Below are 25,620 nucleotides of genomic sequence, written 5' to 3' on the forward strand. Positions count from 1 at the left end.
TATTGCGGTTATGCACAGGGATTCGGGTTCGGGAAGGCTGTAGAAGAGATCCTGACAGCAATTTTATTTTTGAATTTTCAGCGTCTGGCAGAAAATCCGCGCCAGGCTGCACTGTGAAGAAATCCGCATTTTCAGGATCCGCGTTGCTGAGCTTCATCATGATGCGACCCCTCACTGGCACATGCTCATCTTCATGCGCCTGGAGCAGGCTGAGCGCGCGCGAGATGATGAGTGACTACGCCTGTAAGGAAGGTAGCGGCGAGCTGACAAGCGACAAGGCCCGCTTTCACGCCGAGGCTATCGATCCGTAGAAGGGCAGCGCGACAGGCTACGTCGCTAAGTACATTTCCAAAAATATCGACGGCTACGCCCTGGACAGCGAAACGAGCGACGAAAGCGGCAAAGACCTGAAGCAAACCGCCTCGGCCGTTTCTGCCTGGGCAGCAGGCTGGCACATCCGGCAATTCCATTTTGTGGGCGGTGCGCCGGTCACGGTTTACTGCGAGCTGCGACGCATGGCAGACAGCGAAACCGCGCACGGCCTGAGCGTTGAGTTTGCGGCCGCGCATGACACCGCTGACGCAGGAGACTGGGCCGGATACGTTAACGCGCAGGGCGGGCCGTTCGTGCGCCGCGACGATCTGGCCGTGCGCACCTGGTATCAGGCAAGCGAGGACGTGAACGAGTGCGGCGAGGAAACCGTGCGCATCAAGGGAGTATATGCAACTGAAGTAGGCGACGACACCCCGATCTTAACTCGCCTGGCTCAGTGGAAGATTGTGCCGAAGCGTGCCGTTGAATTGGGTTTTGAATTTAAGGACGCGTCCGCGTCCTATCGGAGTTCGAGTTCTGTCAATAACTGTACGGGAGGTTTGAGATAAAAGGATTCGAACCCGCCGGAGAGTTTCGAAAAAAATCGACTTAGACGGGATGAGCAGGAAGGAACGGCGGCGGCTTTTAAGCCGCATCAGGGCGGAAAAGCCAGAAAGGAGGCATATAAAGCTGAGGCGGCCGGATAAAACCGAAGCTGCGTGCGAAAAACTAATAGGCCAGGTGAGAGATTTAAGCGGTGAAACCATCAGTTGCGGCCTGCCTATGCGACTGATTGGCGGCATGCAGACAAAAATTGGCGGTCATTTTTATCCGCAGCCTGCCTGATGGCGAACTGCCCACCCAATACTGGAACCGAAAAGGACTTTCGTACTAGAGCGATTTAGGCGTTTAGTGGAAAAGCAACGTTCAAAAGCAAACATTGATGGGCGAAAGTTAACGTTATTAAAACGGCTGATAGTTTAAATATTATATGCTGCGGTTTTGCGCACACTGCTCAGTTACACAACGAAAGTTCTTTATTATCAGTCAGATAAAAATGTTATCTGGCATGGACATTTTTCTTCATCTCCTTGTAAATGCTGCTATACTGTATGAATACACAGTTAAAATGGGGGTGGCGGCTCAGGAATCAAGCCAGATGCATAAAAAAATGGCGTGCGTGCAGTTTATAGAAGAGGTTTCACTCATTGCTAACTGTAAGCCGTCTGAGCTGAAACTGGCACTCACCATTATTGCCGAATTGACATACTCAGAAACTCGTCAGGATGCTGATGAGGTGATTTTTTATTCTACTGAATAGAGATGGTGCGGCAGGGCAGTTACACCAAAATTGAAATGACCGGTGTAAATTTTGATGAAGACTGGCGTAGGCTGAATCTTCTGCACTTGAACTTCTGGAAAGATAACAGCTGGCACGGTTAAACAACGAGTATTGCGAGGCGTTAATAAATGGTGGGAAGTGACGCCAATTACCAGATAGTTTACCGGGGCGATGACCTCGAATGCTTTCATTCCGGCGGTTGGGTTTTCTTCCAGCGGCCTAAACATGCGGGCGGAGGCTTCTGGCTCGCAGGACGTATGATTTCGTTTTCATGATCGATTTGCCGCGACCGGTTCACTTCATGAAGGTATTATTTACTTGCAACAGCTCAAATTTGAAAGCGCTTCGCCCTCCAGATTTCACGCTATCTGATCTGTAAAAGAGCCATGCATGCATAACGTGCATGGCTCTGCATTAACTTCTGAGGCACTCAGACACCCCGCAGGGCCAGTAGCGGCGCTGTTTTTCTATGTGTATGCAACTGCATGAAAAGCGATGTACAAAGCGGGCAGGCGTGGCGGGGATAGCACTGCGCGCTAAGGCAAATCTAAGCATTAACATCTTCTTGATTTTGTAAAGACTCAGGTTTAGATTAGTTAGATAGTCCCTAACAAATATCAAAAAAATCTAGCTCGCAATCATATAGCTAATAGGCATGAATATGTTGATAGGAAACAAAGATATTTCTAAGATGTTAAATGATCCTCTTCATGCACAAGTATTTAATGAAATTATTAATGCTTCTTTTAATCAGGGCTTTACCATCAAGGATGATGATTTCAATTTGTTTTTCTCTACACACCCTGGGTTAATTAGAAAGCGGAATGAAGATAGGCTTGCATTAAGTATTATAAATTTTAGTAATAAAGAGTACTACTTTTGTGCTTTATTGTGCGATGGAGTCGGTGGCTCAGAGTTTGGTGATATTGCGGCATCATTAGCCATAAGTACTATATTAACCAAACTCAGTTATTCTTATGATAGAAGCTCACTTAGTGAAAAATTAACAAAGATAGTGCAAGAATCTGATAAATTAATCAGGGAAGTTTTGTCAGGTAGAGGAGCCACTACTCTTAGCTTATTTCTCGCATCTTCATCTGGAGAGACTATTGCATTAAATATTGGCGATAGCAGAGTTTATTCTTGGCAGCCTTCCTTAAAGGAGTTAAATCAAATAAGCATTGATGATACTCTCGAGAATGAACTAGCACATCTTAAGATAAAGGATGCGTCTGCTCTTAACGAAATGAAGTTAGGAGGAGCTTTAAGCCAAGCATTGGGCGAAAGAAATAGATCAGAACTTGACTTGAGTTTTAATTTCCATCATAAGGAGAATTTCCCCGAAGGTTTTATTTTAGCTAGTGATGGTACATGGAAGGAATCAGAAGAGGTCTTTTTGAAGATTATAAAAAATTCTCCGCCTAATGAGGTTGCTAGAAGAGTTGTAATTTCTTCTAATTGGCTAGGAGGTGGTGATAATTCTTCTGTGATTGCCGTTCCTTCATTGCCAGCTCTCCAACAAAAAATTGAATCTATTAAAGATTCTTATTTTTACAATACTATTTCACTGTGGTGTGGTGATTGTAAAACTAAATTCGGCCTGATATCTCAAGAGAAGAATGCCCAAGTTAAAAAAAACAATTATAAAAAAAGTATTAAAAAAATAAGCAGTGGTGATTTAAAGAAAAAGGAAGATCAAAAAGTAGAGAGAAATAAGGAAGATATCATTATTGAGGAGTTCCATCTCAAAAGTGACACTAAACCCTAACAATAATCTCAGGATAAGTATAAAGGATTAAAAATTGAAAAGGTACACACCTATTAAAGGAAAAACTTTCTCGGGTGGGTTCGGAAATCTCCAGTTAGTAAGAGATACCTACTTGGACAGAGAGGTTCTTTACAAGAAAATGAGTCGGCCTAAAGATAACGATCAGTTAGTTAACGAAATACAATCGTTATCCAAGGCAAGGTCTCGCCATGTAATTGAGATTTATGACTTGATAAAAAATCCTGAGTCGGGGTTTCTTGAAGGTATAATAATTGAGTATCTCAAAGGCCGGGATTATCTGAGCTATCATAAAGAAATTCCTTTTGATTCTTATTCTTATCTGATTATATTATATCAAATAAGTCAGGCTTTATTCGACCTGCATAGCTCTAATATAGTGCATCGTGATCTAAAACTTGAGAATATAAAGTCTACCGAAACAGGTGTGTTAAAAATTTTTGATTTTGGACTTTCTTCTACGGATGAGGATTATCTAACTAAGTTGAATAGAGGGACGGTTATTTACGCAGCCCCTGAATTATATAGAGATAATGCAAAAATAACTTCTGAAATGGACATTTATGCTTTTGGTATATGTGCTTGGAATTTAGTTTCTTCATTCAAAGGCTTTTGCACAGCTTTACTTGAGAGACCTCCAATGTCTTATAGTGCGTATACATCTATAGGAAACATCTTACGTGGTAAACTTGATGCTGAAATAATTAACCTAATAGATTCATGTTTAAGTTATGACCCAAGTTTGCGACCGAGCGCAGAGAGTTTGGTTTCAACCATTTACAAACATCTTTTGTATAATAAACATAAAGGGTTATTTGTTGAAGGATCCAGCAGTATTTATGAGTTATCCCACTCAAAAACTGGTGTTAGAATCAAACTTAGTCATGGTGAGATTGTAGTAAATTATACCGGTTTTGATTTTATAATTAATGGAGTTATTGGGGATGTATATATTAATAACTCACCAGCTCAAGTAGGGAGCTCTCTTCCTAATGCTTGTTTGATAACATTTGGGAGGCCAGATCTTGGCTCCAATCGACGATTTGTAACTTTCTTATCTTCTCATCCGGAACTTGTTATATGATTACTACAAAATTTAACGAAGGTGATATTTTAATCGATAGATATACCATAGTTGAATATCTAGCTGCGGGAGGGATGCAAGAGGTTTATTATTCACATGACATTGTTTTAGATAGGTTTGTTGTTTTAAAAACCCCCAAGCAAGGTGTTAAAGACAGGCGGTTTAAGCGTGGGGCAGAAATGGGAGCTAAAATACATCATTCTAACGTTGCTTCTACCTTAGATTATTATGAAGATGACGAACTAACGTTCATGATTGAAGAGTATATTGAGGGTAAAGATTTAGGTAAGAGGCTAGAAGAGGATTTTTATTATCTAGATCCTCACCTTGCATCACATGTAATAAAGAATCTTACGAAATCATTGGTGGAAGCTCATGGGAATGGTATATGTCATCGAGACTTGAAACCTAGTAATATTATGGTTTCCAATGATTTAAATATGTCTAAAATAAAGCTTACCGACTTTGGCATTTCAAAACTTGCAGAAAATGAAATGGCAAGGGAGATTGAGTTGTTTGAGAAGGATAATAATACTCTGACAACGTCTCAAACTCTTTTTGGAGCCGTACCATACATGGCGCCCGAATGTTGGGATGATTGGAAGAATGCTGGTCAACCTATGGATATATGGGCTCTGGGTTGCATTGCTTATCATCTTCTAAATGGCGAGCCTCCGTTCGGCACAGGTAGAAGGGCAATTCGAGACGTTGCTAGGTATCAAGATGGTATATTCAAGTTAAAAAAACCTGCCACTTTTGGAAGACACAAATCTGTGGAAGCTCTTGAAGATGAGTTATGGCATCTAATTCAAGAATGTTTAAATCCTGATGCAAGTGTTCGTCCAACTGCAGATGATGTTTTAGCTCGTTTCGACGAAATTTGTTATTCAAATGATGAAAGATTCAGGGGTGTCATAGAATCATATGGTATTCCATTTGATTCAACAGGATTTATAAGAGATATTGATACTGCCGAGAAGTGGTTTTATCATTCCTCTGAAGTATATGGGAAATCATCTTTCGAGGCAGGTGAAGAGGTTTGTTTTAATACTTTTCCTGGATATCCACGAGGGCGATGTGCAACCGTACTTATCTTAAAAAATTGACTAATATTTTGGCCTGATGTATGTGACACATCAGGCCTTAGTTTAGAATGCATAACTTTCAAAATTGAATATTTCTAAGTTTAAATGTTCATTTAATTCTTTAAATCTTCCCGAAGTGCAACAACTTGATTTCTGATAAAAAATTTTGATGCCTTTTCTACATAACCAAACCCACCCGTATTATCCGGGATAATCCCCATCATTTGCGGCGGTACGCGGTGCGCGCTTAACAGGTCATCGCGGCTGGCCTTCTTAATGTTAAAAAAATCGTCTTTCGTCGCCACTTCACTAAGCGGCAGGATCTTGATGCCGTCCGGCTTACCGTTCGGCGCGTACATGAACAGGTTGCGGAAGTTACTCAGGCCTTTCGTGTCCCGCATCGCCTGGCGCATCCGGTCAACGTCGCTGCTGCTCTGCGCCGTGTCGGTCATATACTGGATGTACCGGCGTGCGCGCCGTTCTGGTAATATTTGCGACGGAACAGCGCCACTGCCTGATTCAGCCAGGCGGAGTTAAGCGCGCTGAGGTATTCCGGCAGGCCGTACAGCTCCTGATTGATATCCGGCTCCAGCAGGTGAAACACGCTGCCGGCCGAAAACTCATGCGGCTTTTTCCCGTCATTCACAAACCAGTAAACGTTGTCCTTCACGCCCCTGCGGATGAATTTAGCCAGGGTGGTTTCAAGGCGCGGCGACTTACCCAGAATGTTGCGCTTTACCTAAATCGGCGAGCTGTGATGCACGGCCGAGCGCAGGCTTTTAGCCAGCCCGATAAAGCTGACCGGCAGCTCAAACCAGCGCCCGTTACCGATGCACTCGGCATAATCCAGAATGTCGCGCTTATCCATAACCGGCGTCGGATCGCCAAAGGTAAAAGCCTCTGTGTGCTGCTGCGGTGCGATTGCCTGTACTGGCTGCGCGTTGGTGGTGTGAGCCTTGCGACCTCTGCGTTTGCTCATCAGTAAAATTCCAGAATTGAGGGATTAGAGCCGCCGAGCGCGGTCACGCTAAAAATCGATCCAGCGGTGGTGCTGGCAACGCGGCAGTATCTGGATAATGTGGTGATTGAGGTGAAGGCTAACGCCGACAAGGCGCTGGTCGCGCACATTGCCGCCGCCAGTCCGCACAAGCCGTATCTGCAAACGGCTAACGCACTCGCGGAAATTAAGGACGGCGGATTGGTTACGAAAGCGCTGGCCGCGCTGGGCCTGGGCGACGGATCGGCGGCACCGCCCCTGCTGGCTAAAGTGTAACGGCGCATCGTTCAGCGCCGCTACCTATTCACTATTGGCAAAGATTTATCCATCGCTGAAACAAAACGCGTCCGCGCAACATCGCATTTAACTAAATCGCGAGGGCCGCATAATGGCAAAGATTACCCTGGATAAAAGCGGCCGGCATGCTGACAGTTAGAACAACGACAGCATTACCCGCGAGTTTACCGGCGTGCGCTTGCAGCAGCGCGCCGCTTTCTGCAGAGTCAGGCCTTGGGGCAGTTTACCGCGACGGCGGCTGTCAGAATGTGGTCGATCATCGTAGCGAAACAGTCTGGTTCACGGCAGACGGTATGGCGATAGCAATCACCGCGTCGCGCGACTCTCCCTCAGGCATTATCACGCAGACGCAACCGCGGATCGACATTATCACCGATGCGGATAAGGCGTCGCTTACCGTATGGATGAAGTACATGCAGGCCGTTGATACTGCCGCGCCGATATTATCTGACCGATAAAGCTTACATAAAAATCCCCACAACAGCAGGGATTGTCAGAGGAATATTTTAGAGGCTGGATTGCTTAGTTCTGCCATTCAATCATTTCATCCAGCCGTTTTAAAATATCAGGAAAGTAGCTTTCGTTGATACCGAAATCGCCTTTAACCTGAACACTGTCCGAATGCGCTTCAGGCCGAAGGTCATATTCAATAATTACACCATCGCCGCCAGTGATTTTCCTGATCACCATATTCAGTTGATGGCTCTGGCTTTGAAACTCGAAAGGCTCTATCTCATGCTGCGCAATCAAAGCCTTATGGTGTGCTGCAATCTGGTCGTGTAGTACCAAAAGCTCGCCTACTGTAAATTCAGTTTGAAACTGTACTTTCAGGCCAGGAACAGATAATTCAACAAAAGATTTTATCCAGTCCCAGCGATGATGCTCGGGGTCAATGTCGTTATCAACTACTCTTTCAAAAGGAGAAACTGAAAATGTGAATTTCTCATCTTTTATATCAAACATTGATGCGTTCCTGTCGGGTTTTTAAAAATACATAAAGTGGGTGATTGTCCAGTCGGACTCTCTTACCACAACTTCCAGTGTGTATTTTTTTATATTCAGTGGTGGCCTTTCTACGATACAGCTTGTACATCTCAACTTCATATCTGTACAGTCCCTTAACTTTCCGGGGATCGGCAGTTCGCTTGCCGTAGCGAATAGCTTTTTCCTGAATATGTAAAGGAACGTATCGACCGGTTTCGTACATGTGCCTGGCAGCCGTTTCGGTCATTTTAAGGTTGCGGGCAGATAAGCCGAGTTTGAATCGGGCGCGCAAAAATGAAATGGTTCCCTGGCTAAGCTTTGCTGTAATGGCCGTTCACGTACCAGCTTCAAATAAAGCACGTCCAGTGCGGAGGATGCGGAAAACACCAAAAGCAATCAGTGCAATATCTGTCGGATCGATTAAAGGTGTTTCAAGCGGAGCTTCTTCAAGGCGGACAAAATGGCCGTTAGCATCATAAATTTGCCAGAGGCCTGGGGCCTGCGCCACGCTATAGCCAATACACATGCCGCTTGTTTCATCAAGCACTGGCTGAGCATTGCGCGGGAGATGTTGTGGCCGAATCTCAAAAAACTCGCCGGGAGGCAATCTTGACTCAAAGGTGTAATGCCGCCCTGGTTCTTGTCTTTCTGCGGTCCCTGAAATCATTCTCGTTCCCTCTTTTTAGTGATGGCCTTTAATAGTGCCACAGGAAGACAAAACGATCATTCCCCGGTAAATGCCCGTTCCTCCCATACCAAACCTCAATCGAAAACATCGACACGCCTGACCTGATAATCTGCGTACACCCATATAATGGGGTGCATTAGATGTCCGATTATCATCACAGTGTCCGCGTCGTCGAAATTAACGACGCCACGTGCACTATTTCCATCGTCTTTACGGCAACTTTCGGTCTGGTATGTACCGCCGACGACGCAGACGCGACCGCATTCTCTCTGAACACGCTGGTACTCCTGACCAATGTGCAGGGGGTATCGATAAAGCCGATAAAAAAGGCACGCTGGCCGCCGCAATGCAGGCGATTGCCGACCAAAACGGCTAGTACACCGGCATGAAGGCGCTATTAAGCGCGCAGACCCAGCCCGACGTCAAGCCGCGCATTCTCGGCATGCCGGGCCTCGATTCGCTGGAGGCGGGCACGCTGTCGATTGACTACGCCTACACTCCAGTGCCGCCGCTGGAAGATCTAACTCTGCGCCAGCGTATTACCGATCCCTATCTGGCGAAATTCGCCGCGTCGGTTAACAGCTGAGGAGCCGGATAAATGGTACTGCCAGGAAAACTAAAGGGAATGAATCTTTTCAAGGACGCCAACAGCTATCGCTTCCCGTCCGGAAAAGATAGGAGAGGGGGGCGACCAGACGTGCGAACCGATTAAACATTACGGCTCAGCTAAGTCGTTGATGAAGGATACGATGTGTCCTTCGTTCTGCCTCTTCGCGCAATTTCTTCCAATACGAATTACCGATCGGCTGCTTAACTGGTCGGGTAAACGGGGATGTTAAGACGATTAGAGGCTTTACATTATGATCGAGTTTTCGAATGGCTTCTTACTGAGCCTTTCATTGTGTCTTGATATCGGGATTGCCAATATTGCGATGATCACCCTTGCCATGCAACGCGGATATTTTCATGGTTTCTGGCTGGGAATGGGGACGTGTGTGGGTGATCTGGCATATGCATTACTGGCGCTGGCGGGCATGGCCGTACTGCTTCAGTATGAAGTCGTTCGCTGGATACTGTGGATCGGGGGTGGCGCGATGCTTCTCTGGTTCGCAGGCAAAATGCTGATAGCTGCTTTCAGAAACGCTTCGGAGCCTGACGTGAGCGAAACGCATCACTCCCGTCCGCTCATACGTGAATTCGGGCGTGGTGTAGTGCTTGCCATGTCCTCTCCCTCGGCCATTCTCTGGTTTGCGACCGTGGGCGGTGCGCTGATCTCCCGGATGGGTCCGCACAATGTTGCCGCTACCTCCTGGTTTCTGGGAGGATTTTTCATCGCGGGCATGTTCTGGACGTGTGTCCTGTGCCTGGTGGGTAGTTTTGGCGGCAAACTGCTGGGTCAACGCCTGCTTAAATATTCCTTTATCGCCTCGGCGATCATATTCAGCTATTTTGCGGTTTACGTGATTGTCTCAGGGTACCGGGAATTTATAGTGGCCTGATCTGACCTGCGAAGCATAGTGATGGGGGGTAATTCCCATCACTTTGCGAAATGCATTAATGAAATGACTCTGATCGTAAAATCCCAGCACGAGAGCTGCATCAAGCGGATGCACATTTCTGCGAAGCAGGTCGCGGGCATGGTGCAGACGAAGCTGCATGTGATATTGCAGAGGCGGCATACCAGTGTGCCGGGTGAAGACGCGAACAAGATGATATTTACTCATCCCTGCCAGCTGAGCGAGCATCTCAAGCTGCGGTCTTACGCTAAGGTGCTCCCGCAGGTAGCCAATAACAAGGTTGATTTTCTGTTCATCCCCCTGCTGAAGCAGAGCTGGCGACTCAAGCAGTTCACCACAAAGTAAAACCAGTTCCTGCTCCTCATCCATGCCCCCATTAAGCCGGGCCGATGATGCAAAACGGGTCAGCGCGTCAAACAGGCGGGTGTTATTGATTATGCCTTCGCGCAGAACCGGGGCTTCGTGAGCGCTATTGAGATTCTCCTCCTCAGCCAGCTTTTTTATCAGAGCCTGAGGTATGTGTACGCTGATAAATTCAACTGCGTGAGTATCAAAACGTGAAGCCTGAATCGTTCCCGGATTGTATAAGGTAACCTGCCCACTTTTGACATAAGCGGTTTTTCCCGCCAGCCAGATTTCCTCTACCCCCGTCAGGTTTGCACTGATGACATATTCATCGTGGAGATGTTTCGGAAAGCCAGAGTTACGGGCTCTGACCCGTGAACACTCTATGCCATTCCGGCTAAACCACTCTGCGGATTCTAATGACAATGCTTATGGCCTTATTCAGCATTCATGAATAGTTATTGATAAAACCATTTACTGAGTGCCTTATCAACAGATGTAATGCCAGTAAAACATTTCCTTCAGGCACGGTCTCTGGTGTCAGGAAATTGTCAGCTCTGGACGACTGCCCAGGATTAGATACGTCTGTCGATAGTCAGTCCCGAATGGAAGAATGTTTAATGCATCGACGAAGCGGTCATGCCATGAAGAAGGTCTCATTCGTCCTTTTTTGTCGAACTTTTGCCACGCTTTTACCACCTGACCAGACTGCGCACCCCGGTAACGCTGGGTTGCGATTCCGGCGCATCATCAGGCAGGGGTAAATCAGAGGGATTCAGGATTTCCACCATCGCGCCCATGCCGTCAGCAGCGACCGGCTTACTCTGCGGCATAGCTGAGCCATAAAAGATCAGGATTGATGGTGGCTCCCGCTTCAGCAATGCGCTGAACAAAGCATTCAGTGTTCAGGGCTGAAAATTGTTCCATTTTCTTCTGCGGAGGAATTGGGTGGTTTTAAACTCAATACATATGAACTAACATATATGTTTTCGAAGGCGCGGAGTGGAAAATGCTACAGCCTGTTCAGCTTTTTAAAATCCTGTCTGATGAAACACGGCTCGCCATCGTGATGCTTCTGCGGGAATCCGGAGAACTGTGTGTATGCGATATCTGTGCAGCCACGTCCGAATCACAGCCCAAAATATCACGCCATATGGCGCTTCTTCGCGAGGCGAAGCTTGTGCTTGATCGTCGTGAGGGTAAGTGGGTCCACTATCGTCTGTCACCGCATATACCAGCGTGGGCCGCTGAGACAATCACGACGTCCTGGCAGTGCCTGCGGGAAGAGGTGCGAGAATGGCTGGTAAAATCGGCCTGCACCTCCTGCTAACGCAGGTAACATATTCACGTAATCATATGTAATGGAGTCTGAAATGTTACTGGCTGGAGGGATATTTTTACTGACGCTGATACTGGTGATCTGGCAACCCAGAGGGCTGAGTATTGGCTGGAGCGCAAGTATCGGAGCTGCGCTGGCGCTCGGAACCGGCGTCATCCATATCGCTGATATTCCCGTTGTCTGGAATATCGTCTGGAATGCGACAGCGGCTTTCATTGCAGTCATCATCATCAGCCTGCTGCTCGATGAGTCCGGCTTCTTTGAATGGGCCGCTCTGCATGTCTCCCGCTGGGGTAACGGACGTGGCCGCCTTTTATTTACCTGGATAGTCCTGCTGGGTGCCGCTGTTGCTGCATTGTTTGCCAATGACGGTGCCGCGCTGATCCTGACGCCAATTGTCATTGCGATGCTGCTCGCGCTGGGATTCAGCCAGGGCACAACACTGGCCTTTATCATGGCGGCAGGATTTATTGCAGATACGGCCAGTCTGCCGCTCATTGTTTCTAACCTGGTCAATATCGTTTCGGCAGACTTCTTTGACCTGGGCTTTACGCAGTACGCCTCCGTGATGGTGCCCGTGAATCTGGCAGCGATTGTGGCCACGCTGGTCATGCTGCATCTCTTCTTCCGCAGGGATATTCCGGCGACCTATGACGTTTCGCTGCTGAAGACGCCAGCCAGTGCGATAAAAGATCTGGCAACCTTCAGGGCGGGCTGGATTGTGCTGTTATTGTTGCTTGTCGGTTTCTTTGTTCTGGAACCGCTGGGGATCCCGGTCAGTGCGATAGCAGCGGCTGGCGCAGCAGTGCTGTTTGTGGTGGCGAAAAGAGGCCATGCCATTAACACCGGGAAAGTCCTGCGCGGCGCACCCTGGCAGATCGTTATTTTCTCGCTTGGCATGTATCTGGTCGTCTATGGCCTGCGCAATGCAGGGCTTACGGAGTATCTGTCTGGCGTGCTGGATCTGCTGGCAGACAAGGGTTTATGGACAGCGGCGTTCGGTACCGGCTTCCTGACGGCGTTTCTCTCATCAGTGATGAACAATATGCCGACAGTTCTGATTGGCGCGCTGTCGATTGACAGCAGCACGGCGACCGGTGTCGTCAAAGAGGCAATGATTTATGCCAACGTGATTGGCTGCGATTTAGGGCCGAAAATCACCCCGATTGGCAGTCTGGCTACCCTGCTGTGGCTGCACGTGCTTGCCCGGAAAAATATCACGATTACCTGGGGTTATTACGTGCGAACCGGCATTGTCATGACTGTGCCCGTTCTGTTTGTCACTCTGGCGGCGCTGGCGTGGCGGCTCTCTGTCACTTTGTAATGAGATACTGATATGAGCAACATAACCATCTATCACAACCCGGCCTGTGGCACCTCACGCAACACGCTGGAAATGATCCGCAACAGCGGTAACGAACCTGCAATAATTTATTATCTCGACACGCCCCCGACCCGTGATGAGCTTATCAAACTTATTGCAGATATGAGGATTACGGTGCGCGCCTTGCTGCGTAAAAACGTTGAGCCTTATGAACGTCTGGGTCTTGATGAAGAGACATTCAGTGATGAGCAGTTGATTGATTTCATGCTTCAATATCCGATTCTGATTAATCGACCGATAGTGGTTTCGCCGCTGGGCACTCGTCTTTGCCGCCCTTCAGAGATCGTGCTGGATATTCTGCCGGAAGGTCAGAAAGGCGCGTTTACAAAAGAGGATGGCGAGAAGGTTATTGACGAAACGGGGAAGCGGGTAAAGTAATCCGTCCACTTCAGGTGAACGGACGCCTGGTAACGCTATAGGGCGTCCGCTTTTCGCTCAAGGCTAAGCTCATTTATATATGGGGCCAAAGAGTCAAGGGCTGTGGTTGGGCTAAACCCCGGCTCGACTGTGGCATTTTTTCAGTGAAAGGGAGTAAACATGGAAGTAACAGTAGAAATATGTCCGCCAGATGAATGGGAATCCATGGTGAAAATTTTTACCGAGATGGAAGAGCACTACTATGGTAAGGGCATTATTCAGGAAGCACTGTTGAAGCATTATCTCAGTAACCGACTCTTCAGTCCGCTCTCCGCTACGCTGGTGCTCAGGGCGCGTCGCGATGCTGAAATCACTGGGCTGGCGTGTTGCACTATTCTCTATCCCTCGCCGCGGTACAGTGGCGAAATGCACATTAAAGAGCTGTATGTCTCCCGGCGTGAGAGAGGTAAGGGTACAGGTAAATCCCTCATGCGTTTTATGGCGAAACTCGCTCTGAAGCATGAGTGTCGTAGCCTCAGCTGGAATGCCGAGAAATCAAACGCTGAAGCAAACGGTTTTTATCAGTCATTAGGGGGCAAAATAAATAGCGATATCGTGAGTTATTATCTCCATGGTCACCTCCTCAGTGAACTGGCTTCCGGCAGTCCGGCACTGTCTGGCGATTCTGCCGGTCAGGCTGTCGCACCGATTTGGCCTGCGAGCAGGGCAGAGGGGCCTGCGGAATAGTGATGTCGGGTCAGGAGTGCCTGAAGCGGGCCAGTCGCCTGCACGCTGCCTGAGTAAGCATTCACGGCCAGGGGCGTGTATGTATGCTGGCTGAGAAAATCGCGAAGTCAGAAAAGGGCTTCTTTAATGCTGATTTCCTCTACCCGGAGGATTGAGGACATGTCGAAACCTTTCATGTCAGACCTGAAGGCCTCGCTGGTCATATACTCCTGATTTATAGCCTGTATGTCGGCTCCCTCCTGATAGGTCACGGTGGCAATGACCTGACACTCATCACTCAGATAGACATTATTGACATATATATTAAAAGCGGGAAGAGAAATCATATGCCGGGGCCAGTGTGTACGGAAATAAATTTTTGCTGACTGTCTGTCTTTGAGTATGTAAATCCTGACCTGTTTCATCTCATCCATCCTGTTGTGGTAGTTTTCATTAAAACGACCCGCCAAAGCATACTCACATTATTTTTTAGTAAACTAGCAAAAGACCACTTTCCGCCAGGATATGACATTTATAGCGAGGATTTTTTTAACATCGCTGATGACGTTTCTTCTCTGAGCACCTCTGAAATAACACTCAGTACGAATTTAAGATGCTGACAAGGCCGGCGTAAATGATGGAGTGAGGCGATGGGGCCGAAGGCAGAATGTTTTATCTGATGCACATCAGTGCAGACACCTCTGCAAGGTGTCTGCACTTTTCAGATGTTATGCGTCGCCATCTCCGCAACCCACACCCAGTGACGGATCGTCACAGCTTTTGTTAATCTCCAGATGGTGATGCCAGGCGGCCAGTTTTACCGCGCTTGCATCAACAGTAGCCCCCGGTTTTTTTACAGATACGCTTCCGGCTGAAGCTGAATCAGGGATTATCTGAGAAGGCTGCTCTTTGGCAAACGAAGCGCCCTGTAAACCGGCCATGACGACTGCTGCTAAAGCTGTCGTTTTAAGCACGTTTTTAATCACAGATGCCGACATAATAAATCCTCTTAGCTTGAGTAATGGGACGCTGTCAGCTCTGAGTTGAGCGCAGCGCGTGGGAAAAGCAATCATAAATCTGAGCGCAGAACACGCAATATAAGCCATAGTCGGCAGGCCTCTGTTAATAAGCATTTCTGCCATAAAATTTTATTACGTCATTTACGATGTACGGTTATTCAGATTATATGACTGGCGCGGTCAGGGTCATCACTGACAAAGCGGGCACCTTCCTTTTTCAGAATAATCCCGAACGCATTAACAGAACCGGAAACGCATTGCGTAAAGCAGGTAATAATTCGTTGCGACTTAAACTACCGTAAGTCACGTCTGGAAATATACTCATAAAAGCTGAGTTTGATGTTTCATTCATTTTTATAGCGTGTAGTGTTATTTCCAGGTGTTACATGAAACACAACCATGATACTTAAATGACAGCCAGCGACTCAATCAGCGGAAAAAAATAAAGCCTCATATCAATAACCTGATAATAATTAGCCGCTTAATCTTTAAAAAAGATATTCTCCATGCAGCATTTATAATTCATCATGTATAAAGAACCGCGAAGCTGTCACATAAGCTCAGTCTGGTTTCAGAGGCCAACCCGTGAAGAGCAGGATAACGTTGCGCATAAAAGCGGTTAAAAGCCTGCTCTGCTTCTATTCCGGCGACAGGCGTTGATGCATACAGGCGCATCATCCCGGACGTGGAGATAGCGCTGATTCAGTACCTCGCCCGGCTGCTGCTCAGGCGTGGAAAAACCGTTGGTGGCGGCAGTGACGCCGGTTCATCCGGCACGTTAATCAGCATGCGCAGAAAGGACCCGGCCCAGGCATGGCTGTTGTGTATATGCAGGATGTTCATCAGACGGGCATGCAGATTTCGCCGTTCGCGTAACGGCATCTGCAATGCAGTATGTACCGCACTGGCCATGCCGTCAGGATCGTAAGGGTTAACGATGATGGCACCCTCCAGCTGCTCGGCTGCACCGGCAAACTGGGAGAGGATCAGCACGCCGGGATTATTCGGGTCCTGCAGAGCGACATACATTTTGGCCATCAGGCTCATGCCCGCCATTAATGGCGTCACCAGCGCCACGCGTGAGGCTCGATAGATCCCGGCCTGTTCCTCGCGGCTGTAAGCCTGCGTCAGATAGTTCACCGGATACCAGTTCATGGCGCCATGTACCCCGTTAAACTCTCCGCAGCGCGCCTCCAGTGCCTGGCCCACTGCGGACGCATCATGTTCGTGTCCGGCTGCCGGTGAGGCCAGCTGCAGCAGCGTAATGTTTTTCTGATAGCAGTCATGTCTGCGCAGCAGCACTTCAAGGGTGCTGATTCGGTAAGGCAGGCCTGAACTCTCATCAAGATGGCCGCCGCTGAGCACCCTGTTTTCCGGCAGGCTGTCGCGGCACTGCATCTCCATAAAGGCACAGCTGTTGCTCTCGCGCAGAGCCTGGACATCATCCAGGTCAATCCCCACCGGAAATACGCCCACCCTGATAATCCGGCCGTGAATACGAAAACAGTGCGACTCCAGGCGTTCAGTCCGGAATTCCCCCTCCAGCCAGACGATAAAGTTATTCATATCCTGCACGGTCTGAAAGCCAATCAGATCGCAACACAACAGCGATTCCGTCAGCCAGCGCCATTCAGGAATGGTTTCAAATATCCTGCCCGCGGGGAAAGGCTGATGCAGGAAAAAACCCACGGGCTGGATCAGTCCCTCTTCACGGAGAAAAGCGGCACAGCCAAGCAGGTGATAATCCTGAATCCAGATAACATCATCGGGCGTGATGTTTTCACAAATCGCGCGCGCAAAGGCTTTGTTAAGACTTTTATACGCCTGGAAGCCGCTGGCGGAAAACCGGGCCATGTCGGGGCGCTGATGAAAAACGGGCCAGAGCCCTTTGTGAATATAATGGCGATACCCTTCATTCAGCTCGCCCGGCGTCATCGGGAAGGTAACGGTTTCATACTGGCCTGTCTGCTGCACGGCGCAGGGTCTTGATGCATCGTCAGGGATGACGCTGCTTTTGCCATCCCAGCTAATCCAGAGTCCTCCCTGTCGGGAAAGAATGCCGTCATAGATAGCTGTAAGCGTCGAACGTTGACACTGATTATGAGAAACAAGGATCAGGCCTGACATGATGTATTCCTTAAGGGCCGGCTGCAGGCAGGCAAAAGCGCCGCGCAGCCTGTCGCTGTTAATCGGAGGTCGGAGAATAAACTGAAGAAAACCGCTCATGCGTGTGCGCCCCGACGGCTTAATGCCTGCTGGCGCTGTTTGTGCAAACCGGGGTGTGATTCCCGTCATGCAGCGTCGTCACGTAGACGCCGGGTAATGAGGGAAAAGCCATAAATCCGTTGCGTTCGAAAAAGTCCGGAACGGGCTCGCCCATGGCGATGATATTACGGCAGCCTCTGGCGCCGGGATGTGACAGGCAACAGTGCAGCAGCCATGAGCCGAGCCCGACGAAACGATACTCGGGCGAAATGAACAGATTCCTGATCACCCAGGTTTCCACCATGTCGGTCACGACCCGGGCAAAACCGATTTGCCGGCCATTGCGGTAAAGACCAAAACAGAGGCTGCTGTTCAGCGCCAGCGTCAGTGAGCGGGCATCCGGGAGGGTTGCGCCCAGCCACTGCGCAATCAGGCGCGTGTTCAGCAGCGCCGGATCCGTATTCACCTCAATGGCATCTCTGAACCATTTGCGGGGTGAGATAAGACGCAGGCGCTGTTGTTCAGCAAGCTCAGCCACGGCAGCATCGCTGCCTCCTGCTATGGAATAGGGCTTAGTAAAACATTTCATCCACGACTTCCCTGAACATGGGCGCAGAGGCGCCCGGAGTCGCTAATTAAAACGTTCAGCCCGTAAAAAAGGCGTAAAAAGAAACGGATGAAGTGTAAAAACGCTGCAAATCAGTTACCAGACTTAAGGAATCGAAAATCGGGCGTGCAGCAGCGACCTCTGATCCTGGCCTTATCACCTCATGCGCCTGGCGATGAAGGCCGCGTGACCTTGCCCTGGAAAATGACCGGTCCGGACGGTCCGCTTAACGTTGATCCTCCAACCGGTTCCAGGCTTATCGCCAGGACCGTCTGATGATCTAACGTACCAGGAGGAAGCGGGAAAACGTTATGGTCAGGGTGCGTAATGAGGCCCAGCGATCGCGGCGGGGCACTGCCTCTGATCAGCCACAGCTGCAGGTTCTTGTTTTGCGGCAGCGTAATGTTAAGCGCAGAAAGCTGAAGGTGTGAAGCGGCCCTGTCCAGCGTCACCACAAATTGTGCATCGGGCTGCGTGCCACTGAGAACCGCAATCGGCTGCTGCGTCTCGGGGATCTCCGGCTTGTCCAGGTAAGTAAAAAGGAGCAGACCCGAGAGTGCCGCAGCAAGGCCCCAGCCCAGCCAGACGCCGGGATGGCGGAGCGGCAGTTTTGTGTTGGCAGCGTGCCGATTAATATCCCGCTCAATCTGCCGCCAGACAGCCGCGCGAGGTGTGGCCTCCGGGGTGATCAGATCGATACCGCTGAACGCTTTCTGCCAGTGCAGCACCTCCGCGGCAAAGGCGTCATCTTCAGTCAGGCGTTTATCCAGCCTGAGACGGGTTTCCGGGTCGCTGAGTCCCAGGACATATTCTGCCGCCATCAGATCGTCGTGTTCGGGACCATTCATAGGCCTATGCACTCCCGAAGGTGAGTTAACGCGCGCCGGATCCAGCTTTTTACCGTTCCTTCAGGCTGCCTCATGGAGAGGGCAATCTCACTCTGGGACAGGCCACGGTAGTAGGCGAGCGAGAGGCTTTGTCGCTCTTCAGCAGGTAAGTGTGCCATACAGTGCTGAAGCCGCCGCGCCTCTGCTTGACTCTCATCGGCGGGAAGAGATATCTGAAAACCCGCTTCCGCTTCGCCAATCTCTTCCATAGAGCAGCACCGGTTCTCATGTTTACGCAGGAAATCGATCGCCCGATTACGGGCAATGTGACTCAGCCAGATCTGCGGTTCACTGCGCCGCTCATCGTAATAGGTTGCTGACTGCCAGATTTGAATAAAGGTATCGTGCAGGATCTCTTCTGCCCAGTCCCGCCGTCTGACCATCCGCAGAATAATGCCGTAAAGTCGGGGCGAGAGGACGCGGTAAAGCTGCGCGAGTGCCGCTTTGTCGCCGCAGGCTATCCGGTTCATTAAGTCGCCCTGAATCGGGGGCACATTTTTTGTCATCGGCTTCCCTGTGAAAGGTGTGGCCACCGTGCTGGTGGCCACACACAGTATAGGTAATGCGTTATGGCATCAGCACGGTGTCGATCACATCGATAACGCCGTTACTCTGGTTGACATCATACGTTGTAATGCTGGCAATATTGCCCTGCGCATCTTTGAGCTGGATGTTATGCGGGCCATTTGCCATCACCCACAGCGACGCACCATTCACCGTTTTCAGCTCGGCCTTGCCGCCACCCGCTTTGATCTTCTTCTCCAGCGCTTGCATATCCAGTTTTCCTGAGACCACATGGTAGGTCAGGATGCTGGTGAGTTTCTCTTTGTTCTCAGGTTTCAGCAGAGAGTCGACCGTGCCCTGCGGCAGTTTTTCAAACGCCTCATTGGTGGGTGCAAAAACAGTGAACGGGCCTTTGCTTTCGAGCGTCGGAACCAGCCCGGCGGCTTTAACGGCGGCCACCAGCGTGGTGTGGTCCTTTGAGTTAACGGCATTCTGTACGATATTTTTCGACGGGTACATGGCGGCACCGCCGACCATCACCGTGTCGCTGCTCATGCTCGCCGCGTAAGTGGCACTGCTGAAAACTAAAGCTGAAAAAATCAGAGTTGGCAGGAATGCTTTCATTTTCACTTCCCTCATTGAGTTTGCAGACAGGGCCAGATTGCCCCTGTCTGTTAATACGAATGAGCAGGGAAAACGGATGAAAGAAATTTAAAATATTTTTCTGTTACCCGGATGTCGCGTCAGCTCCCTGGACATCTGCCGTTTTACTGCGGTGCGGGAAACAGCATGCTGATAGATGTAAAGTGAGTGGAAAATGTAGTGACGAGGATTTTTCACAAAAAATAGGGCATTCTTCATCACCTGCATCCGGCGGGCTTAACTATCAGAAATGGATTTTGATGTGATTGACTTTATGGGTTTCAACAATCGCTATAAACAGCTTAATTCGGCATTGCCCGGTGCTGAAGAGGGTATTGCACGCAGGATAGACGGGATTCAGATCCGGACCTGGGAACCCGCAGGCGAAGTTGACGATGTTCTGGTGATTTATCACGGTGGCGGCGTAAATTCAGACGCCGGATACGATATCCCGGCCCGTCAGATAAGCCAGCGTGAATCCGTGTGTGTCTGCCTTGTCGATATTCGGGGACACGGCGAGTCATCAGGTCCGGAAGGCCACATTTCCCATCCTGAACAAATCTGGCGTGATGTTGACACGGTGATTGAGTTGCTGGCAGACACCTTTCCCTCAGCCAGAATTCATCTTCTGGGTCATTCCAGCGGAGGAGGCATGCTGATTAATTACTTCACGCGCCATACGCCTTGTCAGAAAACCGACAGCCTGATTCTGCTTGCCCCCGAGTTAGGCCCCTTCGCACCAGCAAACCTATTCAGAAAAACCGCCTCACCTTTTGCCTCGATCAACAAGTGGCCATTCATCCTGAATGCGCTCAGCAGGGGGATGATCTGTGGTGCCAGCTTAGCCGTTAAGCTTAACTTTCCTGAGACAGTGCTGTCAGTAAGGCCAGATTTTGTCAGGAGATATAGCGTCAATATGGCAAACGCCCTGACACCGCGTCAGCCTGCCAGACAGATTTCAGCCCTGACAATACCCGTTTCTCTTCTGTTTGCAGAACAAGATGAATTAACAGATGCCTGGGAGATGAAATCATTTATTGAAGAATGTGGTAACCCGAACCTGTTCTGCAGCATCATCAGGCAATGCAATCACTTAGAGTCTATTTTTGAAGCCAGTGACAGTATTGAACAGCATTTTGCCCGCTTCGATCGCCTTCGTGCATAAGTTTCCAGCAGCTTACTGATTCACTCCGGACACCACATCCTGCGGCCGTCCCAAAGCCAGCCCTACACAGGCAGATTGTCCAGGTGGGGTGCAACGTCGCTTTGCAGCCTGCCACTACACCTGAAAATCGCCCCGGGATAGATGTTACCGGAAAATCTTATCGAAAAAGTCATACAGGCCGCCGTTAGGGTTGTATTCAAAAGACGTCCTGATAAAAAACTAAAAATCAATGCATTAGAATATTTTAAGCCATGCGGCTATATCCATTTCAGCCGCTCAGCGCTTCGGATAACGCTGACTTTCCCCAATCCTTCCGCCAGATTGCGAAAAAGCTGCTAAACCTTAAGTCAGAGATACGCGCGTAAAGATTAGGGTTATCACGCTATTCCCCGATTCAGATCCCGTCAGCAGTAAGCCAATAAAAACTATATCTTTCAGCCCGCCAACAATGGGAAGCAAACAATGTCGGAAAAAATATCGCTAACAATGCAGGTCAATGGCCAGCCGCAACAGATGCAGGTCGACCCGCGGGTCACGCTACTCGACGCACTGCGCGAGCATCTTAATCTGACCGGCACGAAAAAAGGGTGCGACCAGGGACAGTGCGGAGCCTGCACGGTGCTGATAAATGGTGAAAGGGTGCTGAGTTGTCTGACCCTGGCAGTTCAGGCAAACAACGCGCAGGTGACCAGCATCGAAGGGCTGGCCTCCGCCGAAGGTGAACTGCACCCGGTGCAGCGCTGCTTTATGGAAAATGATGCCTTTCAGTGTGGCTACTGCACGCCGGGCCAGATTATGTCTGCCGTCGCCTGTATCAAAGAGGGCCATGCCGGGTCAGAGGATGAGATCCGTGAATATATGAGCGGCAACCTCTGCCGCTGCGGCGCCTATCCCCACATCGTGGATGCGATTAAACAGGCCGCCGCCGAAATGGCGAAGGAGTCGGCATGAATGAATTCAGCTGGAAAGTAGCGCAGTCGCCTGAAGACGCCGCTGCACTGAAACAGCAGGCTGGCAGCCAGTTGCTGGCGGGGGGCACCACGCAGCTCGATCTGATGAAGTGTGGGGTTTTCACGCCACCGCAGCTAATTGGCATTACCGGACTGACCACACTTAAAACCCTGCAGTTTGATGAAAACCGCATCACGGCGGGAGCGCTGGTCACCATGAGCCAGCTGGCCGATCATCCCGAGTGTCAGCAGAGGGCACCAGCCATTTACGGCAGCCTCTGGCAGGCCGCATCGCCGCAGATCCGCAACATGGCGACGCTGGGAGGCAACCTGCGTCAGCGCACCCGCTGCGCCTACTACCGCGACCCGGCGACCTTCTCTGCCTGTAATAAGCGCAACCCCGGCTCCGGCTGTGCCGCACGGGATGGCGTCAACAGCAACCACGCTATTCTGGGTGCCAGTGACAGCTGTATTGCCGTCTATCCGGGCGATCTGGCGGTCGCGCTGGTGGCGTTTGACGCTATTGTGGTGGTGCAGAATCAGCAGGGTGAGACCCGCCGCATCGCGATTGATGACTTCTTCCTGCTGCCCGGCGATTCGCCCGATCGTGAGCACGACCTGCGCGAGGATGAGATCATTGTGGCGATCGAAGTGCCGCAGACCACGTCCCTTCGTCACTCACACTACCTGAAAGTCCGGGATCGCAGCTCCTACGAATTTGCCGCCGCCAGTGCCGCCGCGGGCTTTACGCTGGAGAATGGGGTCATGCGCCAGGTGCATATTGCGCTGGGTGGCGTGGCGACCAAACCCTGGCGGGTCAGGTCGGTTGAGCAGGCGCTGGAGGGACAGCCGTTCAATGAAGAGACGGTGTTCCAGGCCGCAGAGCTGATCACGCAGGAGACGCAGGCGCTGGCTCACAACGCCTATAAAGTAAAACTGGCGCCGCGGGTCATTGCCCGCGCGCTGATGGCAGCAGGAGAAACCGCATGAGTGACGTGAATGACAAGGTGCGTCGGGATTTATTAAAGGCCACGGCGGCGATCTCAGCGGCGGGCAGCCTGGGTCTGCACATGCAGAGTGTCAGCGCCAGCGACAGCGCCACGGCTATGCCAGAAACGGCCAATCCGGTTCAGGGATTAGGCGCAGCACGCTCCCGGGGTGACGGCAAAGTGAAAGTCACCGGTGAAGCGCGCTACGCGGTCGAGCATCAGCCGGAAAATCCGCTGTATGGTGTGGTCATCCAGTCCACCGTCGCCAGCGGTCGTATCAGCCGGATGTCCGTGGAAAAAGCGCAGCAGGCCACAGGCGTGCTGGCGGTCTACACCCACCTGAACCCTCTGAAGATTAACAAGCCCACCGCCATCGCAGACGGTGGCGCAGCGCAGTCAACCTATACCCCGATTCAGGACGACAAGATCATCCACAATGGTCAGAACATCGGGCTGGTGGTGGCAGAAACCTTTGAACAGGCTACCTGGGCCGCCTCGCTGGTTGAGATTGAGTATGAAACGTCCAGAGGCCTGATTTTCGCCACCGATGAGGGCGTGGAGCCGAAACCGGTGTCGAAGCAGGATATCGATATGGGTGACGCAGAGCAGGCGATGCAGCAGGCCGACGTGCGTCTGAGCGAGCGTTACACCACCCCGCGCGAATACAACATGCCGATGGAGCCGCACGCCTGCGTGGCACACTGGCAGGAGGGCAGGATCACCGTCTGGGAGCCCAGTCAGTGGGTGGCGGGCGCGCAGGTGGAGATCGCCGAGTGGATGGGCATTGAAACCGAAGCCGTGCGGATTATCTCGCCTTACGTCGGCGGCGGCTTTGGTTCAAAACCGGTGCCTTACACCCACGTTGCACTGGCGTGCGTGGCGTCACGCGCGCTGAAGCGCCCGATCAAAGTGTCGCTGACCCGCCCGCAGACCTTTACCGGCCTGGGCGGTCGTCCGGCTACCTCGCAGCAGCTGGAGCTGGGCGCCTCGCGTGACGGTAAAATTCAGGCGATTATCCAGCGCAGCTTCAGTGAAACGTCACTGATTGACGTCTTCGCCGAGAACTGCAGCAAGGTGACCGCCCGCATGTATGCGGTGGAGAACGTCTCCGCTCAGCATCAGGTGCGCCCGATCAACACCGTTACGCCTGGCTGGATGCGCGCGCCGGGTGAAAATCCCAGCGCCTTTGGCCTTGAAGTAGCCATGGATGAGATGGCCTATGCCCTGAACATCGACCCGCTGGAACTGCGGCTGCGCAACTGGGCCGATAAAGATTACCAGCTGGATCTCCCCTGGAGTTCGCGCCGTCTGAAAGAGGCGTATCAGAAAGGAGCAGAGGCGTTTGGCTGGGACAGGCGGATTATGACGCCGCGCTCAATGCGGGAAGGACGCGAACTGATTGGCTGGGGCATGGCCTCCGGCACCTATCCGGTCAACAAACTGCCGGCGGAGGCGAAAATCATCCTGACGCCGCAGGGCCGGTTTGTGGTGCAGTGTGCAGGCGCAGATATCGGTACCGGCACCTACACAATTCTGGCGCAGACCGCCGCCGACATTCTGGGCGTCGACTCCACCACCATTGAGGTTGAGCTGGGTGACACCCGCTTACCGCGCGCCGGCGTCGCGGGCGGTTCGCAGCTGGCAGGTAACGTCACCGCCGCAGTGAACGACACCGCTAAAAGAATGCGCGCGCAGCTTCTGAAGCTGGCCAGCGAGCTGCCACAGTCACCGCTCAATGGCACCCCCGCCTCTCAGCTCACGCTGAAAGGCGACGCCGTGCAGCACACTCTGCGCAGCGGGCTGGCGGTTTCACTGGCACAGCTGGCGACGCTGGCACCGGCAGAGAGCCTCACGGTCACTGGCGGCACCTTCCCGGATGATATGTCGCAAAGCGAGCGCGACAAAATGGTGCGCAACCTGAACGACATGAGCCGGCCCGAAGCGTTTTCGGCGCACAGCTGGAGCGCGCAGTTTGTGGAAGTGCGGGTTGATGAGGATTTCGGCACCATCCGGGTAAAACGCATGGTGGCCGCGCTCGACAGTGGCCGTCTCTACAATCCGAAACTGGCACGCAGCCAGTGGATTGGCGGGATGATCATGGGGGTCGGTCAGGCGCTGATGGAAGAGGGCATTATCGATCCGCGCAATGGCCGGGTGATCAATAACAACCTGGCGGACTACCTGGTGCCGGTCAACGGCGACATCCCGAGCATTACCACGATCAACGTCGGGGAGCCCGATTTTGAGGCGACCACGATGGGCGGGAAAGCCGTCGGTGAACTGGGGATTGTCGGCGTGGCGGCGGCGATCAGTAATGCCGTGTTCCACGCGACCGGCAAGCGCGTGCGCGATCTGCCGATTACGCTCGACAAAATCATCTGAGACGGTTCCTGACCTGCTCCGGCAGGC

At 51.0% G+C, this 25,620-nt stretch carries 27 protein-coding genes and 3 pseudogenes; 17 read left to right on the plus strand and 13 right to left on the minus strand.

Translation table 11 applies throughout. The features are described from left to right. Positions 1-82 precede the first annotated feature (82 nt). Both OJ965_RS00360 and OJ965_RS00365 read left to right on the plus strand, forming a co-directional pair. Positions 83-1,158 (plus strand): annotated as a pseudogene (locus OJ965_RS00360) (replication endonuclease); the annotation flags it as partial. Positions 1,159-1,471: 313 nt separating this feature from the next. Continuing rightward, a complete protein-coding gene (locus OJ965_RS00365; protein WP_265135606.1) occupies positions 1,472-1,633 on the plus strand; it encodes a hypothetical protein in 162 nt (53 codons plus the stop codon). Here OJ965_RS00365 and OJ965_RS00370 read toward each other — a convergent pair. After that, positions 1,618-1,881: a hypothetical protein gene (locus OJ965_RS00370; RefSeq protein WP_265135425.1), complete on the minus strand. Its 264-nt coding sequence runs from the start codon at positions 1,879-1,881 to the stop codon at positions 1,618-1,620. The two genes, OJ965_RS00365 and OJ965_RS00370, sit on opposite strands and share 16 nt — an antisense overlap. A gap of 434 nt (positions 1,882-2,315) precedes the next feature. On the opposite strand from OJ965_RS00370, the gene OJ965_RS00375 reads away from it, so the two are divergent. Genes OJ965_RS00375 through OJ965_RS00385 form a run of 3 tightly spaced genes read left to right on the plus strand, consistent with a single transcriptional unit; the run spans position 2,316 to position 5,630 of the window. Then, a complete protein-coding gene (locus tag OJ965_RS00375; RefSeq protein WP_265135426.1) occupies positions 2,316-3,422 on the plus strand; it encodes a PP2C family protein-serine/threonine phosphatase in 1,107 nt (368 codons plus the stop codon). A 34-nt stretch (positions 3,423-3,456) separates the two neighbouring features. Continuing rightward, entirely contained in the window at positions 3,457-4,524 is a 1,068-nt protein-coding gene (locus tag OJ965_RS00380) for a protein kinase family protein (protein ID WP_265135427.1), read from the plus strand. Further along, a complete protein-coding gene (locus OJ965_RS00385) occupies positions 4,521-5,630 on the plus strand; it encodes a serine/threonine-protein kinase (protein WP_265135428.1) in 1,110 nt (369 codons plus the stop codon). The genes OJ965_RS00380 and OJ965_RS00385 overlap by 4 nt, the downstream gene beginning before the upstream one ends. 42 nt (positions 5,631-5,672) lie before the next feature. Here OJ965_RS00385 and OJ965_RS00390 read toward each other — a convergent pair. Beyond that, positions 5,673-6,588: pseudogene (locus OJ965_RS00390) on the minus strand (phage portal protein). A gap of 66 nt (positions 6,589-6,654) precedes the next feature. Here OJ965_RS00390 and OJ965_RS00395 point away from each other — a divergent pair. Then, positions 6,655-6,882 carry a hypothetical protein gene (locus tag OJ965_RS00395; protein ID WP_186806406.1) on the plus strand — a complete coding sequence of 76 codons (228 nt, stop codon included), beginning with the start codon at positions 6,655-6,657 and terminating at the stop codon, positions 6,880-6,882. 314 nt (positions 6,883-7,196) lie between these two features. After that, positions 7,197-7,361, plus strand: a complete 165-nt coding sequence (locus OJ965_RS00400) for a tail fiber assembly protein (protein ID WP_265135429.1) — start codon at positions 7,197-7,199, stop codon at positions 7,359-7,361. 64 nt (positions 7,362-7,425) lie between these two features. On the opposite strand, the gene OJ965_RS00405 is transcribed toward OJ965_RS00400, so the two are convergent. Both OJ965_RS00405 and OJ965_RS00410 read right to left on the minus strand, forming a co-directional pair. Further along, positions 7,426-7,866 (minus strand): WapI family immunity protein, encoded by a 441-nt coding sequence (locus OJ965_RS00405; protein ID WP_265135430.1) that lies wholly within the window; start codon positions 7,864-7,866, stop codon positions 7,426-7,428. A 355-nt stretch (positions 7,867-8,221) separates the two neighbouring features. Next, positions 8,222-8,554 carry a hypothetical protein gene (locus tag OJ965_RS00410; protein ID WP_265135431.1) on the minus strand — a complete coding sequence of 111 codons (333 nt, stop codon included), beginning with the start codon at positions 8,552-8,554 and terminating at the stop codon, positions 8,222-8,224. 161 nt (positions 8,555-8,715) lie between these two features. Here OJ965_RS00410 and OJ965_RS00415 point away from each other — a divergent pair. Next, positions 8,716-9,050, plus strand: a pseudogene (locus tag OJ965_RS00415) (phage tail protein); the annotation flags it as partial. Positions 9,051-9,435: 385 nt separating this feature from the next. Next, positions 9,436-10,074, plus strand: a complete 639-nt coding sequence (locus tag OJ965_RS00420) for a LysE family translocator (protein ID WP_265135432.1) — start codon at positions 9,436-9,438, stop codon at positions 10,072-10,074. Here the strand turns inward: OJ965_RS00420 and OJ965_RS00425 are convergent. After that, entirely contained in the window at positions 10,045-10,863 is an 819-nt protein-coding gene (locus tag OJ965_RS00425) for an AraC family transcriptional regulator (protein ID WP_265135433.1), read from the minus strand. The two genes, OJ965_RS00420 and OJ965_RS00425, sit on opposite strands and share 30 nt — an antisense overlap. Before the next feature lie 266 nt (positions 10,864-11,129). Then, positions 11,130-11,270 (minus strand): hypothetical protein, encoded by a 141-nt coding sequence (locus tag OJ965_RS21305; protein ID WP_420874780.1) that lies wholly within the window; start codon positions 11,268-11,270, stop codon positions 11,130-11,132. A 176-nt stretch (positions 11,271-11,446) separates the two neighbouring features. Between OJ965_RS21305 and OJ965_RS00435 the strand changes: the two genes are divergently transcribed. The 4 genes from OJ965_RS00435 to OJ965_RS00450 all read left to right on the plus strand — a co-directional run bounded on the left by OJ965_RS00435 (position 11,447) and on the right by OJ965_RS00450 (position 14,264). Then, positions 11,447-11,767, plus strand: a complete 321-nt coding sequence (locus OJ965_RS00435; protein WP_150029207.1) for a transcriptional regulator — start codon at positions 11,447-11,449, stop codon at positions 11,765-11,767. A 43-nt stretch (positions 11,768-11,810) separates the two neighbouring features. Continuing rightward, positions 11,811-13,100, plus strand: coding sequence for an arsenic transporter (locus OJ965_RS00440; RefSeq protein WP_058957056.1), 1,290 nt, complete (start codon positions 11,811-11,813; stop codon positions 13,098-13,100). A 12-nt stretch (positions 13,101-13,112) separates the two neighbouring features. Beyond that, a complete protein-coding gene (gene arsC, locus OJ965_RS00445) occupies positions 13,113-13,538 on the plus strand; it encodes a glutaredoxin-dependent arsenate reductase (protein ID WP_009092793.1) in 426 nt (141 codons plus the stop codon). Between the two features lie 159 nt (positions 13,539-13,697). Further along, a complete protein-coding gene (locus tag OJ965_RS00450; protein WP_265135434.1) occupies positions 13,698-14,264 on the plus strand; it encodes a GNAT family N-acetyltransferase in 567 nt (188 codons plus the stop codon). Positions 14,265-14,371: 107 nt separating this feature from the next. On the opposite strand, the gene OJ965_RS00455 is transcribed toward OJ965_RS00450, so the two are convergent. The 7 genes from OJ965_RS00455 to OJ965_RS00485 all read right to left on the minus strand — a co-directional run bounded on the left by OJ965_RS00455 (position 14,372) and on the right by OJ965_RS00485 (position 20,089). Next, entirely contained in the window at positions 14,372-14,668 is a 297-nt protein-coding gene (locus tag OJ965_RS00455) for a hypothetical protein (RefSeq protein WP_265135435.1), read from the minus strand. Between the two features lie 303 nt (positions 14,669-14,971). Continuing rightward, entirely contained in the window at positions 14,972-15,241 is a 270-nt protein-coding gene (locus OJ965_RS00460) for a hypothetical protein (protein WP_265135436.1), read from the minus strand. A 723-nt stretch (positions 15,242-15,964) separates the two neighbouring features. Then, positions 15,965-17,389, minus strand: coding sequence for an alpha,alpha-trehalose-phosphate synthase (UDP-forming) (locus tag OJ965_RS00465; protein ID WP_265135437.1), 1,425 nt, complete (start codon positions 17,387-17,389; stop codon positions 15,965-15,967). Between the two features lie 118 nt (positions 17,390-17,507). After that, a complete protein-coding gene (locus tag OJ965_RS00470) occupies positions 17,508-18,056 on the minus strand; it encodes a GNAT family N-acetyltransferase (protein WP_150029188.1) in 549 nt (182 codons plus the stop codon). A 179-nt stretch (positions 18,057-18,235) separates the two neighbouring features. Beyond that, positions 18,236-18,922 carry an anti-sigma factor gene (locus tag OJ965_RS00475; protein ID WP_265135438.1) on the minus strand — a complete coding sequence of 229 codons (687 nt, stop codon included), beginning with the start codon at positions 18,920-18,922 and terminating at the stop codon, positions 18,236-18,238. Next, positions 18,919-19,467 (minus strand): sigma-70 family RNA polymerase sigma factor, encoded by a 549-nt coding sequence (locus OJ965_RS00480; RefSeq protein WP_265135439.1) that lies wholly within the window; start codon positions 19,465-19,467, stop codon positions 18,919-18,921. Before OJ965_RS00480 ends, OJ965_RS00475 begins: the two co-directional genes overlap by 4 nt. 61 nt (positions 19,468-19,528) lie before the next feature. Further along, a complete protein-coding gene (locus OJ965_RS00485; protein WP_265135440.1) occupies positions 19,529-20,089 on the minus strand; it encodes a fasciclin domain-containing protein in 561 nt (186 codons plus the stop codon). 268 nt (positions 20,090-20,357) lie between these two features. Here OJ965_RS00485 and OJ965_RS00490 point away from each other — a divergent pair, with 268 nt between their 5' ends. The 4 genes from OJ965_RS00490 to OJ965_RS00505 all read left to right on the plus strand — a co-directional run bounded on the left by OJ965_RS00490 (position 20,358) and on the right by OJ965_RS00505 (position 25,593). Further along, on the plus strand, positions 20,358-21,272 hold the full coding sequence (locus OJ965_RS00490) for an alpha/beta hydrolase (RefSeq protein WP_265135441.1): 915 nt from the start codon (positions 20,358-20,360) through the stop codon (positions 21,270-21,272). 486 nt (positions 21,273-21,758) lie between these two features. Then, on the plus strand, positions 21,759-22,223 hold the full coding sequence (locus OJ965_RS00495) for a (2Fe-2S)-binding protein (RefSeq protein WP_009092803.1): 465 nt from the start codon (positions 21,759-21,761) through the stop codon (positions 22,221-22,223). Next, on the plus strand, positions 22,220-23,212 hold the full coding sequence (locus tag OJ965_RS00500; protein WP_265135442.1) for an FAD binding domain-containing protein: 993 nt from the start codon (positions 22,220-22,222) through the stop codon (positions 23,210-23,212). The genes OJ965_RS00495 and OJ965_RS00500 overlap by 4 nt, the downstream gene beginning before the upstream one ends. Beyond that, a complete protein-coding gene (locus tag OJ965_RS00505) occupies positions 23,209-25,593 on the plus strand; it encodes a xanthine dehydrogenase family protein molybdopterin-binding subunit (RefSeq protein WP_265135443.1) in 2,385 nt (794 codons plus the stop codon). Before OJ965_RS00500 ends, OJ965_RS00505 begins: the two co-directional genes overlap by 4 nt. Positions 25,594-25,620 lie beyond the last annotated feature (27 nt).

Source organism: Pantoea anthophila (assembly GCF_026104315.1).
Lineage (GTDB): Bacteria > Pseudomonadota > Gammaproteobacteria > Enterobacterales > Enterobacteriaceae > Pantoea > Pantoea anthophila.

Excerpts from the sequence above, each read along its gene's own strand:
- OJ965_RS00405 (WP_265135430.1), bottom strand. The coding sequence starts at position 7,866 with ATGTTTGATATAAAAGATGAGAAATTCACATTTTCAGTTTCTCCTTTT.
- OJ965_RS00370 (WP_265135425.1), bottom strand. The coding sequence starts at position 1,881 with ATGTTTAGGCCGCTGGAAGAAAACCCAACCGCCGGAATGAAAGCATTC.
- OJ965_RS00375 (WP_265135426.1), top strand. The coding sequence starts at position 2,316 with ATGTTGATAGGAAACAAAGATATTTCTAAGATGTTAAATGATCCTCTT.
- OJ965_RS00410 (WP_265135431.1), bottom strand. The coding sequence starts at position 8,554 with ATGATTTCAGGGACCGCAGAAAGACAAGAACCAGGGCGGCATTACACC.
- OJ965_RS00365 (WP_265135606.1), top strand. The coding sequence starts at position 1,472 with ATGCATAAAAAAATGGCGTGCGTGCAGTTTATAGAAGAGGTTTCACTC.
- OJ965_RS21305 (WP_420874780.1), bottom strand. The coding sequence starts at position 11,270 with ATGCCGCAGAGTAAGCCGGTCGCTGCTGACGGCATGGGCGCGATGGTG.
- arsC (WP_009092793.1), top strand. The coding sequence starts at position 13,113 with ATGAGCAACATAACCATCTATCACAACCCGGCCTGTGGCACCTCACGC.
- OJ965_RS00460 (WP_265135436.1), bottom strand. The coding sequence starts at position 15,241 with ATGTCGGCATCTGTGATTAAAAACGTGCTTAAAACGACAGCTTTAGCA.
- OJ965_RS00505 (WP_265135443.1), top strand. The coding sequence starts at position 23,209 with ATGAGTGACGTGAATGACAAGGTGCGTCGGGATTTATTAAAGGCCACG.
- OJ965_RS00440 (WP_058957056.1), top strand. The coding sequence starts at position 11,811 with ATGTTACTGGCTGGAGGGATATTTTTACTGACGCTGATACTGGTGATC.
- OJ965_RS00455 (WP_265135435.1), bottom strand. The coding sequence starts at position 14,668 with ATGAAACAGGTCAGGATTTACATACTCAAAGACAGACAGTCAGCAAAA.
- OJ965_RS00485 (WP_265135440.1), bottom strand. The coding sequence starts at position 20,089 with ATGAAAGCATTCCTGCCAACTCTGATTTTTTCAGCTTTAGTTTTCAGC.
- OJ965_RS00470 (WP_150029188.1), bottom strand. The coding sequence starts at position 18,056 with ATGAAATGTTTTACTAAGCCCTATTCCATAGCAGGAGGCAGCGATGCT.
- OJ965_RS00420 (WP_265135432.1), top strand. The coding sequence starts at position 9,436 with ATGATCGAGTTTTCGAATGGCTTCTTACTGAGCCTTTCATTGTGTCTT.
- OJ965_RS00400 (WP_265135429.1), top strand. The coding sequence starts at position 7,197 with ATGGCGATAGCAATCACCGCGTCGCGCGACTCTCCCTCAGGCATTATC.
- OJ965_RS00480 (WP_265135439.1), bottom strand. The coding sequence starts at position 19,467 with ATGACAAAAAATGTGCCCCCGATTCAGGGCGACTTAATGAACCGGATA.
- OJ965_RS00490 (WP_265135441.1), top strand. The coding sequence starts at position 20,358 with ATGGATTTTGATGTGATTGACTTTATGGGTTTCAACAATCGCTATAAA.
- OJ965_RS00385 (WP_265135428.1), top strand. The coding sequence starts at position 4,521 with ATGATTACTACAAAATTTAACGAAGGTGATATTTTAATCGATAGATAT.
- OJ965_RS00435 (WP_150029207.1), top strand. The coding sequence starts at position 11,447 with ATGCTACAGCCTGTTCAGCTTTTTAAAATCCTGTCTGATGAAACACGG.
- OJ965_RS00450 (WP_265135434.1), top strand. The coding sequence starts at position 13,698 with ATGGAAGTAACAGTAGAAATATGTCCGCCAGATGAATGGGAATCCATG.
- OJ965_RS00465 (WP_265135437.1), bottom strand. The coding sequence starts at position 17,389 with ATGTCAGGCCTGATCCTTGTTTCTCATAATCAGTGTCAACGTTCGACG.
- OJ965_RS00475 (WP_265135438.1), bottom strand. The coding sequence starts at position 18,922 with ATGAATGGTCCCGAACACGACGATCTGATGGCGGCAGAATATGTCCTG.
- OJ965_RS00495 (WP_009092803.1), top strand. The coding sequence starts at position 21,759 with ATGCAGGTCAATGGCCAGCCGCAACAGATGCAGGTCGACCCGCGGGTC.
- OJ965_RS00500 (WP_265135442.1), top strand. The coding sequence starts at position 22,220 with ATGAATGAATTCAGCTGGAAAGTAGCGCAGTCGCCTGAAGACGCCGCT.